The following is a 13,212-nucleotide window of genomic DNA, read 5'->3' on the forward strand; positions in this document are numbered from 1 at the left end:
GAAGATCGTCCAGTAAGTGCGTACTTAGTAAGTACGCGACGACTTGATGTCAGTTGTCCGATTTACGGAACGGTGGTCAAGGGCACTGCCCCAGGTCTGTCAGGATGGAGACATGGGTCATCCGGTGGAGCGCGAATCTGGAGCAGCGGCAGGGTCCGAGCTTCCGCCGGGGCAGCGACTCCAGCGCGGCTGGCCGGTCACGCACTACGGGCCCGTGCCGAAGTTCCGGCCCGAGCGCTGGGAGTTCCGGGTCTTCGGGAGCACCGTCGACGGTGACAAGCGCACCTGGAACCACGAGGAGTTCACGGCCCTGCCGTACACCACCGTGGTCGCCGATCTGCACTGCGTGACGAAGTTCAGCATGGTCGGCGCCGAGTGGGGAGGCGTCCCGGCCCGCGCGATCCTGGACCTCGCCCCGCCGGCGCCGGACGTCACCCATGTGATGGTCTGGGCGGAGTACGGATTCAGCTCGAACCTGCGCCTGTCGGACTTCGCCTCCGACCGCACGATCTTCGCCACCCACAAGGACGGCGAGCTGCTCACCGCCGAGCACGGCTTCCCGGTCCGCCTGATCGTCCCCCACCTGTACGCCTGGAAGGGCCCCAAGTGGGTGCGGGGCGTGGAGTACATGACCGCCGACCGCCGCGGCTTCTGGGAGGAGCGCGGCTACCACAACGTCGGCGACCCCTGGAAGGAACAGCGCTACTCCTACCAGGAAGAGCCCGGGGACGGCCCCGAGCTCTGACTTCTCCTGGCGTGTCGGTCAGTGGTGGTACTGGTGCACCACCGCGTGGCCCTTGCCGCGGCCGATCGTCCACTTGTTGACCGGCGTGGTCACCACGAAGGCGATCACGAGCGAGATCACCAGCGAGATCCAGAACAGCGCGTCGCCCAGCGTGGCGTCCATCGCGGACGGCCAGACCACGATCACCCCGTTGTCGATCAGCTCCATCACCACGATGGACAGGGTGTCCGCGGCCAGCGCCACCCGGAGGGCCGTACGGAAGTCGACACCGGCGCGCAGCACCCCGCGCAGCGTGAGCGAGTAGCCGAAGAAGAAGGCCAGCACGATCGCCAGCAGCATGGTCGGCAGGTTCCCCCACCCGAACGCCGTACCGACGACCATGCCCAGCACCTCGCCGATGGCGCAACCGGTGAGGCAGTGCAGGGTGGCCCGGGCGGCCACGGACCAGGAGGCGGCGGGCGCGTGGTGGTGCGCGTGCGCTTCGTGCTGGTGGTGCGCGTGTGCCTCGTGCTGCTGGTGTGCTGCGTGCGCCTCGTGCTGCATGACGACCCCCATGTCAGGTAACGGTTCCTGCACCGAGCAAGAACCGTATACCCCCCAGGGGTATTCCCCAAGAGGTTATCCGTCGCGCAGTTTCTTCAGTCGCTCCACATCCGCCGCGTGCCCCTCCTTGCCGCCGGGAGTCTCGATGATCAGCGGCACGCCCTCCGTCGCCGGGTGGGTCATCAGCGCCCGGAACGGGTCCTCGCCGATGTGGCCGGAGCCGATGTTCTCGTGGCGGTCCTTGTGCGCGCCGACCACGTCCTTGGAGTCGTTGGCGTGGATCAGTTTCAGCCGCCCCTCGCCGACGGTGTCGACCAGCAGGTCCAGGGTCTGGTGCATGCCGCTCGGCCCGGTCAGGTCGTGCCCGGCGGCGAAGATGTGGCAGGTGTCCAGGCACACGCCCAGCTTCGGATGGGCGTCCAGCGCCTCGAAGTACGGCCCGAAGTCCCAGGTCCGCGAGCAGAGCGAGGCGCCCTGTCCGGCGGTCGACTCCAGCAGCAGGTACGGATCGTCGTCGTGGGTCAGCTCGTCCAGCAGCGGCAACAGGTGCTCGCGGACCTGCCGCAGCGCCACGGCCCGCTCCCGCCCGCCGGTCGCGCTGCCGGTGTGCACGACGACGCCGAGCGCACCGATCTCCCGCCCGCGCCGCAGCGAGTGCCGCAGCGACTCCACCGACCTCTCCACGGTCGCCTCGGTGTGCGAGCCGAAGTTGATCAGGTAGGGGGCGTGCACGTACGCCGGGATCGACTCCTCGGCGCACGCCTGGCGGAACGCCTCGTCCTGCCGGGGGTTCCCGGCCGGCGTGGCCCACCCGCGCGGATTGGCGACGAAGACCTGCACGGTCTCGGCCTTGAGGTCACGGGCGTACGACAGCCCCACGGAGTGCAGACCCCCGGCCACGGGGACGTGACCGCCGACGGGGTTGCGGGAGGGACTGGTTCCGGGGCTGCCGGAGAGGGGGCGGGACTGCTCGATGCTCACCCGTTCAGGGTGTCACGCGGCGCGCCGCCCCCGGTCACCGGATGGTGATCGTGATCGTCGACCCCTTGGGCGCCTTCTCGCCGCCGTCCACCGACTGCTTGCGCACGGTGTCGCCGAAGATCCCGAGCAGGCCCCGGTCCTCGTCTACCTGGAAGCCGGCGTCCTTCAGCGCCTTCGTCGCATCGTTCACGCTGTCCCCGACGACGTCCGGCACCTCGATCATCTCCGGGCCCTTGGACAGCTTCAGCGTCACCGTGTCGCCCTCGGCGACCTGCTTGCCGCCGCTTTCCGGGTCCTGCTGGGCCACCTGACCCTTGTCGTAATCGGAATAGACCTGCTCGGTGGAGACGATCACCTTCAGGCCGGCGTCCTCCAGCTCCTGCTTGGCGTCGTCCAGGTCGTCACCGGTGATGTCCGGTACGTCGACCGGGTTGCCCTTGCTGACCAGGAGCGCGATCGCCGAGCCCGCGTGCCGCTTGATGCCCGCCTCCGGGTCGGTGCTGATCACCGCGCCCCTGGGGACGCTGTCGCTGAACGCCCGGTTGACCATGCCCGGTTCGAGACCGGCGGCCTTCAGCTTGGACTGCGCCCTGCCCAGCGGGACGCCGTTCAGGTCCGGCACCTTCACGATCTCGGGGCCCCGGGAGACGACCAGCGTCACGGAGTCGTTGCTGCGGATCCGGGCCCCGGCGGCCGGGTCGGTGCTGATGACCGCGCCGCGCTCGACCGTGTCGCTGTACTCGAACCTGACCTGCTTGACGTCGAGCCCGGCCGCCTTCAGCTTGGCCTGCGCCTGCGCCTTGGTCTTGGAAAGCAGCTGCGGGACCTTGGTGAACTGCCCCGAGTTGATGTACCAGACGCCGGCACCCACACCGAAGACCACCAGGATCGCGGCGATGAGGGTGATGAGCCCGCGCCCGGGCCGCGCCGACCGTCGTCGGGGCGCGACGGACGGGCTGTCCAGCCGGCTGGTGTGCTGGACGGCCGCCGTCGGGTCCTCGTCCTCGTTGACCGGCAGCAGCCGTGGCACGGTCAGCGAGCGCGGGATCACGCTCGTACGGTCCGCGGAGATGTCGCGGTGCTCGTGCTCCGCAGACAGCGCCTGCGGCGGCAGCGCGTCCAGCTGCTCGGCACTCAGAGCGGCCCGCGCCCGCAGCACCTGGCCGAGCAGCGCCGCCGCGTCCTGCGGCCGGATGTCCGGGGTGCGCGCGGTGGCCGAGGCCACCAGCTCGTCCAGCTCGTACGGCAGCCCCGGCACCAGTGTCGAGGGCGGCGGCACGTCCTCGTGGATGTGCTTGTACAGCACCTGCGCGGGGGAGTCCCCGGAGTGCGGCCGGCCGCCGGTCAGCATCTCGTAGAGCACGACACCGCACGCGTACACGTCGACGCGCGGGTCGGCGGTGCCCTGTTCTATCTGCTCGGGCGCGAGGTACGACACGGTCCCGAGCACGGCACCCGTCGTACTGGTGACGGTGTCCACGGACCGCACCAGCCCGAAGTCGGCGACCTTGACCCGGCCGTCGTCCCCTATCAGCACGTTCTCGGGCTTCATGTCCCGGTGCACGAACCCGGCCCGGTGCGCGGCGCCGAGCGCGGCCAGCACGGGCTCCAGGATGTCCAGCGCGGCCCGCGGCTGCAGCGCGCCCCGCTCGCGCAGCACGTCCCGCAGGGTGCACCCGGCGACGTACTCCATCGCCAGGTACACGTACGACCCGTCGGTCCCCTGGTCGAAGACCTGCACCACGTTGGGGTGGGCCAGCCGGGCGACCGACTTGGCCTCCCGGATGAACCGCTCCACGAACGACCCGTCGGCCGCCAGGGTCGGGTGCATCACCTTGAGCGCGAGAACGCGGTCCAGGCGGGTGTCCAGGGCCCGGTAGACCGTGGCCATCCCACCGACCGCGATCCGCGCATCGACGCGATAGCGTCCGTCGAGCACCTGCCCGACGAGGGGGTCCTGAAGGGTCGTATCCACGCAGGCGAGTGTACGAGGAGTGACCGACAGTCCCGCCCGCTCGGCCGTTCCGGGGACGGAATGCAGCAGAGCTGTGACCCTGGTGGCACGCGGCTAGAACGCGGGGCGCTCCGGATCCAGGTGCGCGCGGCCCTCGGCCGGGGAGGAGGCCTCCGCGAAGTGCCTGCGCGGGATCCGCCCGGCCAGCCGGGCCAGCCGCCCCGCCTCCACCGCGTGCTTCATGGCGGCGGCCATCATCTCGGGCTCCTGCGCCCGCGTGACGGCCGAGGCGAGCATCACACCCGCACACCCCAGCTCCATCGCCAGCGCCACGTCCGACGCCGTACCTGCCCCCGCGTCCAGGATCACCGGCACGCGCGCGTGCTCCACGATCAGCTGGAAGTTGTGCGGGTTGCGGATCCCGAGCCCGGAGCCGATCGGCGAGCCGAGCGGCATCACCGCCGCACAGCCCACGTCCTCCAGCTTCCGCGCGAGCACGGGGTCGTCGTTGGTGTACGGCAGCACCGTGAACCCGTCGTCGACCAGCGTCTCCGCCGCCTCCAGCAGCTCCACCGGGTCCGGCAGCAGCGTCCGCTCGTCGGCGATGACCTCCAGCTTGATCAGGTCGGTGCCCAGCGCCTCCCGGGCCAGCCGGGCGGTCAGCACGGCCTCCCCCGCGGTGAAACAGCCGGCCGTGTTCGGCAGCACCCGGATGCCCAGCTTCTCCAGCACCGACAGCACCGAGCCGTGCACCGTGGGATCGACCCGCCGCATGGCCACCGTGGTCAGCTCCGTGCCGGAGGCGACCAGCGCCCGCTCCAGCCCGTCCAGGCTCGGTGCGCCGCCCGTACCCATGATCAGCCGGGAGCCGAGGGGCACACCGCCGAGGACGAAGGGATCGTCGGCCATGGGTCAGCCTCCTTGGACGGCGGTGAGGACTTCGACACGGTCGCCCTCGGCGAGGGCCGTGGTCGCCCACTGCGCGCGCGGGACGACGGTCTCGTTGACGGCGGCGGCCACCCCGGACGGCGCCCTGGTGAGGGTCTTCACGAGGGCGTCCAGCGCGGTGCCCGGGGCGACCTGGTGGCGCTCCCCGTTCACGGAGATGGTGACGGAGATGTTCATGCGGGCTGCTCCATGAGTGCGGCGCCGAAGCGCTCCGGCGTGAACGGACGGGCCTCCTCGGGCAGTTCACCGCCGGCCAGCAGCTCCGCCATCACGTCCCCGGTGACCGGCGTGAGCAGCACCCCGTTGCGGTAGTGCCCGGTGGCCAGCAGCAGCCCGTCGAGCCCGGACGGGCCGAGCAGCGGCGCGTTGTCCGGGGAGCCGGGGCGCAGCCCCGCCAGGGTCTCGGTGAGGGGCAGCTCGGTGATCCCCGGCACCAACTCATGGGCGTCGCGCAGCAGCTCGTACACGCCCCCGGCGGTGACGGTCGTGTCCCAGCCCAGCTCCTCGCTGGTGGCGCCGACGACCAGCTCGCCGTTCTCCCGGGGCACCAGGTACACATGGCTGCCGCGCACCATCGCCCGCACGGTGCGGCTCAGGAAGGGTGCGTACCGGCGCGGCACGGTCAGCCGCAGCACCTGGCCCTTCACCGGCCGCACGGGGGGCAGTACGTCGTCCGGGACGCCCGCGAGACGCCCGCTCAGGCTGCCGCCCGCGAGGACGACCTGCTCCGCGCTCAGCGCCGTGCCGTCCGCCGTGGTCACTCCGGTGGCCCGGCCCCGTGCGACGTCGAGCCGCTCGGCCCAGGACCGGTGGAAGACCACCCCGGCCCGCTCGCACGCGGTCACCAGGGCCGCGGCCAGCCGCCTCGGGTCGATCTGGTGGTCGCCGTCGACCCGCAGTCCGCCGCGCACCCCGGGCGCGAGCATCGGCTCCAGCCGCCGGCACTCCCGCCCGGACAGCCACTCCGACTCCAGGCCCGAACGCTGCTGGAGCGCGTGCAGTTCGCGCAGGTGGGCGCGGTCGTCGGCGTCGAGCGCGACGGCGAGCGTGCCGCAGCGGCGGTAGCCGAGGTCGTGGCCCGTCAGCTCGGTCAGCTCGGCCGCGAAGTCCGGGTAGCGGCGGGCGGACTCCAGGTTCAGGGCGAGCAGTGTCTCCTCGCCGTAGTACAGCTCGGAGACCGCGGCCAGCATCCCCGCCGCGACCCGCGCGGCCCCGCCGCCGGGCTCGGGGTCCACCACGGCCGTGGCGAGCCCGCGCTGCGCGGCCCGCCAGGCCGTGACCAGGCCGATGATTCCGCCCCCGATGACGAGGACGTCGGACGTACGTGACGACATGGGCGTCCAGCCCCTCCCTTCGCCGGCATGACCCGGATCAGGTTCGTACGGTCGGAGGCCGCCAGCCTCCCTCTCAGCCCGGTGCGTCCGGGCTCCCGCGAGTGCTTGTACGGTGGCCACCCTAGCCCGCAGCGCTCGTCACCCGTAAGGGAGCCCCGGTCCATGGCCTGCCCGCCCGTCTCCCGCCACCACCCTCGAACGAGGGGCTGCGCCCCGCCCTATAGATCTCTCGACGGACTGATCCTGGCCCCCGTGGCGGACCAGGCCCCAGGTCAGGTGGGTACCCGCACCCGGTTCGCGTACCACGAGAAGGACGGCGAGATCTGGGCCGAGTACGCGGGCGGCGACGTCGTGCGCGGCCATTTGGTCGGCACCCGGCAGGGCGACCGGCTGGACTTCCGGTACGTGCAGCTGGGACACGACGGGACCACCTCCTCGGGGCACTGCGCGTCCACCGTCGTGGAGCTGCCGGACGGGCGGGTGCGGCTGGAGGAGACCTGGGAGTGGGAGTCCCGGCCGGGCGCCGGGACCAGCGTTGTGGAACAGGTCACCGAGCACGCCCGCTGACTGACGAATTGTCAGTTGTCTATGGTGATCGGGTGAGCGAGCAGACAGCACGACAGGGCACGTCACAGGGGCGGCGCGTGGTCGTCGCGGGCGCGGGCATGGCCGGGGTGCAGACCGCGGTCGCCCTGCGCGAGCAGGGCTTCACGGGCACCGTCACGCTGATCGGCGCCGAGCCCCATCAGCCGTACGACCGGCCGCCGCTGTCCAAGGCCGTGCTGCTGGGCAAGGCCGAGGGATCCGCCTTCGACGTCGACTTCGAGTCGCTCGGCGTCGAACTGCGGCTCGGCTGCGAGGTGCTGGGCGTGCGCCCCGGCGACCACGAGCTGGACACCGAGGCCGGGCCCGTCCCGTACGACGTGCTGGTCCTCGCCACCGGCGCCGAACCGATCACGCTGCCGGGCACCGAGGGCGTGCCGGGCGTGCATCTGCTGCGCACCCTGGACGACGCCGAGCGGCTGCGGCCGGTGCTCGCCCGGCAGCACTCCATCGTGGTCGTCGGCGCCGGCTGGATCGGCGCCGAGTTCGCCACGGCGGCCCGTGAGGCGGGCTGCGCGGTGACCGTCGTCGAGGCCGCCGACCGGCCGCTCGCGGGCGCGCTGCCGCCCGAGGTGGCCGCCCCGATGGCCGCCTGGTACGCCGACAGCGGCGCCGAGCTGCGCACCCACGCGCGCGTGGAGCGCGTCGAGCCCGGCGCGGTGCTGCTCGCGGACGGCATGCGGCTGCCTGCGGACGCCGTCGTGGTCGGCATCGGCGCGCGCCCCGCCACCGCCTGGCTGGCCGGCTCGGGCGTCGAGGTGGGCGCGCACGGCGAGGTCGTGGCCGACGCCCATCTGCGCACCTCCGTCGAGGACGTGTACGCGGTCGGCGACTGCGCCTCCTTCCCCTCGGCGCGGTACGGCACCCGGCTGCTGGTCCACCACTGGGACAACGCCCTACAGGGCCCGCGTACGGTCGCCGCGAACATCCTGGGCGAGACCCCCGTGGTCTACGACCCGGTGCCGTACTTCTGGTCCGAGCAGTTCGGCCGCTTCGTCCAGTACGCCGGCCACCACCCCGCGGCCGACCGCATGGTGTGGCGCGGCGACCCCGCGGGCCCGGCCTGGACCGTCTGCTGGCTGCGCGAGGACCGGCTGGTGGCCCTGCTGGCCGTGGGCCGGCCGCGTGATCTGGCCCAGGGCCGGCGCCTGATCGAGGCGAGCCGGCGCATGGACGCCGAGGCGCTGACCGACCCGGCCAGACCGCTGAAGGACGCCACGGCCGACTGATCAACGTCTTGGGGCAGCGCTCCCAAGGGGCGCGGGGCTGAGCCGGCATGCGGCTCCGCCGCGATGGGGGTCCCCCCTGTTCGAGCGAAGCCGAGAACTTGGGGGAGCGACCAGCCACAACGGACCCGCGGACGACCGACGACACATCCCGGCACTTCCCATCGCGGCCGAACCAGCGGAGCGCCTACGCTTGTCCCTGTGACCGAGATTGACGCAAAGATCGATGCTCTCGTCCCCGCCTGGCTCACCCTCCCCGACATCGCCGAGATGCTCGACGTCGAGGTGACACGTGTGCGGCAGCTGGTCAAGGAGGGCCAGCTCATCGCCGTACGCCGAGGTGAGAACCGGGCGCTGCACGTCCCCGCCGCCTTCATCGACGGGGACAAGGTCGTCAAGGGCCTGTCCGGGACCCTGACGCTGCTGAGGGACGACGGCTTCACGGACGAAGAGATGATCGAGTGGCTCTTCACCCCCGACCCGACCCTGCCCGGCACCCCCGCGCAGGCCCTGAGCGAGAATCGCGGCACGGAGGTGAAGCGCCGCGCCCAGGCGCTCGCCGTCTGAACCGACCCGCACCAGGGGTGGCGTAGGGGCTCCGGCCCGTACGCCACCCGCTCGCCCGCCCATGGACACCGACGACGGGGGGACCCACGCATGTCCGACACCGCCCGCAGCAGCCTCGCCGAGGCCCGCCTCTACCTCTGCACGGACGCCCGCCGCCGGCAGGGCGACCTGGCCGAGTTCCTGGACGCGGCCTTGGCCGGCGGTGTCGACATCGTGCAGCTGCGCGACAAGGGGATGGAGGCCGCCGAGGAGCTGGAGCATCTGGCGGTCTTCGCCGACGCCTGCGCCCGGCACGGCAAGCTGCTCGCGGTCAACGACCGGGCCGACGTCGCCCACGCCGCCTCCGCGGACGTGCTCCACCTCGGCCAGGGCGACCTCCCGGTCCCCGCGGCCCGGGCGATCCTCGGCGGCGACGTCCTGATCGGCCGCTCCACGCACGCCGAGTCCGAGGCCGCCGCGGCCGCCGTCCAGGAGGGCGTGGACTACTTCTGCACCGGCCCGTGCTGGCCCACCCCCACCAAGCCCGGCCGGCACGCCCCGGGCCTGGACCTGGTCCGGTACACCGCCGCCCTGGGCACGGACCGCCCCTGGTTCGCGATCGGCGGCATCGACCTCGGCAATCTGGACGAGGTGCTGGACGCGGGGGCCCGCCGGGTGGTCGTGGTCCGAGCGATCACCGAGGCCGACGACCCCGGAGCCGCCGCGGCGGAGTTCGCGAAGCGACTGCGCCAGGCGTAGCTCCGGACCAGGGTCTGTCCACTTCCTGTCCACGTTTTTGTCCAAGGGGTGGACAGGAACCCGACAATTCGGGCAAATTGCCAGTGCCCGGTTGGGGGACCGCCCGCCCCTGGCTAACCTGCCGGTATGGCCCTCGGAACCGCATCCACCAGGACTGATCGCGCACGCACCGTGCGCGACATCCTCGCCACCGGCAAGAAGACGTACTCGTTCGAGTTTCTTGCGCCGAAGACCCCCAAGGGCGAGCGGAACCTGTGGAACGCGCTGCGGAGGGTCGAGGCGGTGGCCCCCGACTTCGTCTCGGTCACCTACGGCGCCGGCGGCTCCACGCGCACGACGACGGTCAAGGAGACCCAGCAGATCGTCGTGGACACAACGCTCACCCCGGTCGCCCACCTCACCGCGGTCGACCACTCCATCGCCGAACTGCGCAACCTCATCGGCCAGTACGCGGACGCCGGCATCCGCAACATGCTCGCCGTCCGCGGTGACCCGCCCGGCGACCCGATGGGCGACTGGGTCCCGCACCCGAGCGGCCTGACGTACGCGGCCGAACTCGTCCGGCTCATCAAGGAGTCGGGTGACTTCTGCGTGGGTGTCGCCGCCTTCCCGGAGATGCACCCACGATCCGCCGACTGGGACACCGATGTCGCGCACTTCGTCGACAAGTGCCGTGCGGGCGCCGACTACGCCATCACGCAGATGTTCTTCCAGCCGGAGTCGTACCTGCGGCTGCGTGACCGGGTCGAGGCCGCGGGTTGCGACACCCCGGTCATCCCCGAGGTCCTGCCGGTCACCAGCGTGAAGATGCTGGAGCGGCTGCCCAAGCTCAGCACCGCGCAGTTCCCGGACGCCCTGAAAGAGCGGATCCTCACAGCGAAGGACGATCCGGCGGCGGTACGCTCCATCGGTATCGAGTTCGCCACGGAGTTCTGCGCACGGCTGCTGGACGAGGGAGTGCCCGGACTGCACTTCATCACCCTGAACAACTCCACGGCGACCCTGGAAATCTACGAGAACCTGGGCCTGCACCACCCCCCGCAGGCCTAGACCGGCCGCACCGCGATACGACACACTGCGTAGCGGTCACTGGGAGAGGGGCGTACATGGGCTGGACGGTCCTCTACATCGCGTTCGGCATCGTCGCACTGTGGTTGCTGGGCGAGGTGCTGCTGCAGTACAAGGCACGGCTGCGCTGGCGGCTGCTCGCCTTCGTCGGCTTCCTCGGTGTCGTGGTCGGCGTGCTCATGCCGTCCGTCATCGTGATCGGTGGGGGCGCGATCGCCTTCGCGATCGGCCAGACCTACGTCACGCTGTCCTTCCGCCGCGGCTTCGCCGCAGGCTGGGCGATCAAACATCCCGACGCCGAGGCCGAGGGCGGGAGCAGCAAGCGCCGCCGCGGCAAGGCGAACCGCCACGACCCGAGCCTGGAGGTCTCCGACCTGGAGGCCGCCGAGGGCGAAGAGCTGGACGCCGACTACCGCAGTGACCAGCTGGCCTACGGCGACGACGACTACGACCGCGACGACGTCTTCACCCCGGGCCGCTCGACCGACCCCACGGCCGCCGAGACCTCCACCGTCTACGAGCCCCAGCCCCTCCCGGACGACACGGGCTCCTACGGCGTCTACGGCGACACCGCCTACGCGGGCGCCGCCCAGGCCCAGGCGCAGGCCGCCGAGCAGAACTACGCCTACGACTACTCGGGCTACGCCCAGCAGGGCTACGGCTACGACACCGGCGGCCAGCAGCAGGGCTACGCCAACTACTCCGACCCGTACGTCGGCACCCAGTCCTACGGCGGCACCTCGTACGGCACCGGCTACGACCAGCAGCAGTACGGCCAGCAGGGCTACGGCCAGGACCCGTACGCCACCGGCGGCTACGGCGAGACCCCGGCCGGCGGAGTCTGGGTCCCGCAGCAGCGCAACGACGAGACCTACGGCGGCCAACTCCCGCAGGAGCAGCAGCCGTACCCGTACCAGGGCCACGGGCAGCAGCCCCAGCCCGGCTCCGGGTACGACGAGCAGTACCGCTTCTGAGGCCTGCCGCGGCTCACTGCGAGCCGCGGAACTCCGGCCCCTCCACGATCAGCCCGGCCACCAGCGCACCCGACATGCCGGCGTGCGGGAGCCCGCCGCCGGGGTGCGACCAGCCGCCCACTCGGTACAGACCGGGCAGGCGCGTGGTGTTCGCCGGGTACAGGAAACGGCCCCGGCCGGCGGCGAGCGCGGGAGCGGGCACGACCCCGGACCGGGCGCCCGTCTCCTCCTCCGTGTGCACGGGTGTGCGCACCTCGTGCCACAGCAGACGCTCCCGCAGCCCGGGCACCGCGCGCTCGGCGGCCTCGACCAGGAAGTCCGTGTAGCGCCGGACCGTGCCCTCGTCCTCCCAGGCGGCCTCGGTCGACACCACGGCGGACACCACCACGGACTCGTGCGCGCCGTCCGGTGTGAGCGCGGGGTCGTCCGGGCGCAGCACGGTCACCGTCGGACACACCGGCCGGTCGCCGCCGGGCGAGGCCAGGAAGTCCAGCTCGGTCTCGGCGTCCGGTGCGTGCACGATCGTGCGGTGGACGGCTCCGGGCTCGCGCCCGCCCCGCAGGGCCAGCAGGGCCGTGAACCGTCCGGGCCGGGGCGAGACCGGATCATCGGCCCGCACGTCCCCGTCCGCGTCCAGCGGATGCTCCGTCAGGGCACGCAGCCGCGCCGGGTCCACGTCCGCCACCACATGGTCCGCCTCGGCCACCGAACCGTCGGCCAGCTCCACCCCCGCGGCCCGGCCGTCCTTCTCCAGGATCCCGGTCACCTCGGCGCCGAAGCTGAACTCGACTCTCCGCTGCAGGCACCGCTCGTACACCGCGCGCGCCAACTCCCGGACGCCCCCGCGCACGTACCAGGTGCCGAAGGCGTGCTCCATGTACGGCAGCACGGCCGCGCTCGCCGGAGCGGTCCGGGGATCGAGGCCGTACCCGAGGACGTGACTCTCCAGGAGGGCCGCCAGGCGCTCGTCGCGCAGCTCCCAGGCACCGATCTCGGCCGGCGTGCCCGCCCGGCGCGTGCGCAGCAGCCGCTTGTGCGGGACGGCCGGATACGGCTCCCGCTCGGCCAGCACCTGCCAGTTTGGCCACAGGGGCTCCTCCAGCAGCGGCCGGCGCGTGCGGTCCCAGGCCTCGCGGGCCCGCACCAGGAAGTCGCCCCAGCGCTGCCCGGCCCCCGCGCCCAGCGCCTCGTCCAGGGCCGCGACGACACCCGCGCGCGAGGCGTTCGGCAGGGACACCTGCGTGCCGTCCGCGAAGACGTGTCGCGCGGCCGGGTCGACCTGGACCAGCTCGACGACGTCCTCCAGCGGCTCCTTGCCGGTCTTGACGAACAGATCGCGGTACACGGCGGGCAGCGTCAGCAGCCCGGGGCCGGTGTCGAAGGCGAACCCGTCCCGCTCGAAGCGGCGCACCGCGCCGCCGTACGTCTCCGTACGCTCGTACACCGCCACCCGGTGGCCCGCGACGGCCAGCCGGGCAGCGGCCGCCATCGCGCCCATCCCGGCGCCGATCACCGCAATCCGTGCCATGCC

14 protein-coding genes and 1 riboswitch are annotated in these 13,212 nt (G+C 72.3%); of the genes, 7 read left to right on the forward strand and 7 right to left on the reverse strand.

Going from position 1 to position 13,212, the window contains the following annotated elements:
* Window positions 1-112: 112 nt before the first annotated feature.
* Window positions 113-745, forward strand: a complete 633-nt coding sequence (locus tag ACFY3C_RS14090) for a sulfite oxidase-like oxidoreductase (RefSeq protein WP_390770914.1) — start codon at window positions 113-115, stop codon at window positions 743-745.
* Between the two features lie 18 nt (window positions 746-763).
* Here ACFY3C_RS14090 and ACFY3C_RS14095 read toward each other — a convergent pair whose 3' ends face one another.
* From ACFY3C_RS14095 to thiO, 6 genes are all read right to left on the reverse strand, one after another.
* Entirely contained in the window at window positions 764-1,288 is a 525-nt protein-coding gene (locus ACFY3C_RS14095) for a DUF4396 domain-containing protein (RefSeq protein ID WP_390771140.1), read from the reverse strand.
* A gap of 75 nt (window positions 1,289-1,363) precedes the next feature.
* Entirely contained in the window at window positions 1,364-2,269 is a 906-nt protein-coding gene (locus tag ACFY3C_RS14100; RefSeq protein WP_386574307.1) for a deoxyribonuclease IV, read from the reverse strand.
* 34 nt (window positions 2,270-2,303) lie between these two features.
* Window positions 2,304-4,244, reverse strand: a complete 1,941-nt coding sequence (gene pknB, locus ACFY3C_RS14105; protein ID WP_390770915.1) for a Stk1 family PASTA domain-containing Ser/Thr kinase — start codon at window positions 4,242-4,244, stop codon at window positions 2,304-2,306.
* Between the two features lie 93 nt (window positions 4,245-4,337).
* Complete coding sequence (locus tag ACFY3C_RS14110; protein WP_390770916.1) at window positions 4,338-5,132, reverse strand: thiazole synthase; 795 nt, start codon at window positions 5,130-5,132, stop codon at window positions 4,338-4,340.
* 3 nt (window positions 5,133-5,135) lie between these two features.
* Window positions 5,136-5,348, reverse strand: coding sequence for a sulfur carrier protein ThiS (gene thiS, locus ACFY3C_RS14115; RefSeq protein WP_386574304.1), 213 nt, complete (start codon window positions 5,346-5,348; stop codon window positions 5,136-5,138).
* Window positions 5,345-6,505: a glycine oxidase ThiO gene (gene thiO, locus ACFY3C_RS14120; protein WP_390770917.1), complete on the reverse strand. Its 1,161-nt coding sequence runs from the start codon at window positions 6,503-6,505 to the stop codon at window positions 5,345-5,347. The genes thiS and thiO overlap by 4 nt, the downstream gene beginning before the upstream one ends.
* Window positions 6,503-6,614: riboswitch (TPP riboswitch) on the reverse strand. Its footprint overlaps the gene before it by 3 nt.
* A 53-nt stretch (window positions 6,615-6,667) precedes the next feature.
* Between thiO and ACFY3C_RS14125 the strand changes: the two genes are divergently transcribed.
* The 6 genes from ACFY3C_RS14125 (at window position 6,668) to ACFY3C_RS14150 (ending at window position 11,681) form a co-directional block, all read left to right on the forward strand.
* Window positions 6,668-7,072: a hypothetical protein gene (locus tag ACFY3C_RS14125; protein WP_386574302.1), complete on the forward strand. Its 405-nt coding sequence runs from the start codon at window positions 6,668-6,670 to the stop codon at window positions 7,070-7,072.
* Window positions 7,073-7,104: 32 nt separating this feature from the next.
* Window positions 7,105-8,337: an NAD(P)/FAD-dependent oxidoreductase gene (locus tag ACFY3C_RS14130; RefSeq protein WP_390770918.1), complete on the forward strand. Its 1,233-nt coding sequence runs from the start codon at window positions 7,105-7,107 to the stop codon at window positions 8,335-8,337.
* A gap of 198 nt (window positions 8,338-8,535) precedes the next feature.
* Window positions 8,536-8,901, forward strand: coding sequence for an Rv2175c family DNA-binding protein (locus ACFY3C_RS14135; protein ID WP_094220178.1), 366 nt, complete (start codon window positions 8,536-8,538; stop codon window positions 8,899-8,901).
* Between the two features lie 90 nt (window positions 8,902-8,991).
* Window positions 8,992-9,639 carry a thiamine phosphate synthase gene (gene thiE / locus ACFY3C_RS14140; protein WP_386574300.1) on the forward strand — a complete coding sequence of 216 codons (648 nt, stop codon included), beginning with the start codon at window positions 8,992-8,994 and terminating at the stop codon, window positions 9,637-9,639.
* 126 nt (window positions 9,640-9,765) lie between these two features.
* Window positions 9,766-10,689 (forward strand): methylenetetrahydrofolate reductase [NAD(P)H], encoded by a 924-nt coding sequence (gene metF / locus ACFY3C_RS14145; protein ID WP_390770919.1) that lies wholly within the window; start codon window positions 9,766-9,768, stop codon window positions 10,687-10,689.
* Window positions 10,690-10,745: 56 nt separating this feature from the next.
* The gene (locus ACFY3C_RS14150; RefSeq protein ID WP_390770920.1) at window positions 10,746-11,681 is read left to right on the forward strand and encodes a hypothetical protein; all 936 of its coding nucleotides are present in this window, start codon (window positions 10,746-10,748) and stop codon (window positions 11,679-11,681) included.
* Between the two features lie 13 nt (window positions 11,682-11,694).
* On the opposite strand, the gene ACFY3C_RS14155 is transcribed toward ACFY3C_RS14150, so the two are convergent.
* Window positions 11,695-13,209 (reverse strand): phytoene desaturase family protein, encoded by a 1,515-nt coding sequence (locus ACFY3C_RS14155; protein WP_390770921.1) that lies wholly within the window; start codon window positions 13,207-13,209, stop codon window positions 11,695-11,697.
* Window positions 13,210-13,212 lie beyond the last annotated feature (3 nt).

Origin of the sequence: Streptomyces sp. NPDC001410 (genome assembly GCF_042895235.1) — a bacterium.
Taxonomy (GTDB): domain Bacteria; phylum Actinomycetota; class Actinomycetes; order Streptomycetales; family Streptomycetaceae; genus Streptomyces.

Coding starts and splice junctions, on each gene's coding strand:
- ACFY3C_RS14150 (WP_390770920.1), top strand. CDS start 10,746: ATGGGCTGGACGGTCCTCTACATCGCGTTCGGCATCGTCGCACTGTGG.
- ACFY3C_RS14090 (WP_390770914.1), top strand. CDS start 113: ATGGGTCATCCGGTGGAGCGCGAATCTGGAGCAGCGGCAGGGTCCGAG.
- ACFY3C_RS14125 (WP_386574302.1), top strand. CDS start 6,668: ATGGCCTGCCCGCCCGTCTCCCGCCACCACCCTCGAACGAGGGGCTGC.
- ACFY3C_RS14095 (WP_390771140.1), bottom strand. CDS start 1,288: ATGCAGCACGAGGCGCACGCAGCACACCAGCAGCACGAGGCACACGCG.
- thiE (WP_386574300.1), top strand. CDS start 8,992: ATGTCCGACACCGCCCGCAGCAGCCTCGCCGAGGCCCGCCTCTACCTC.
- thiS (WP_386574304.1), bottom strand. CDS start 5,348: ATGAACATCTCCGTCACCATCTCCGTGAACGGGGAGCGCCACCAGGTC.
- thiO (WP_390770917.1), bottom strand. CDS start 6,505: ATGTCGTCACGTACGTCCGACGTCCTCGTCATCGGGGGCGGAATCATC.
- metF (WP_390770919.1), top strand. CDS start 9,766: ATGGCCCTCGGAACCGCATCCACCAGGACTGATCGCGCACGCACCGTG.
- ACFY3C_RS14155 (WP_390770921.1), bottom strand. CDS start 13,209: ATGGCACGGATTGCGGTGATCGGCGCCGGGATGGGCGCGATGGCGGCC.
- ACFY3C_RS14110 (WP_390770916.1), bottom strand. CDS start 5,132: ATGGCCGACGATCCCTTCGTCCTCGGCGGTGTGCCCCTCGGCTCCCGG.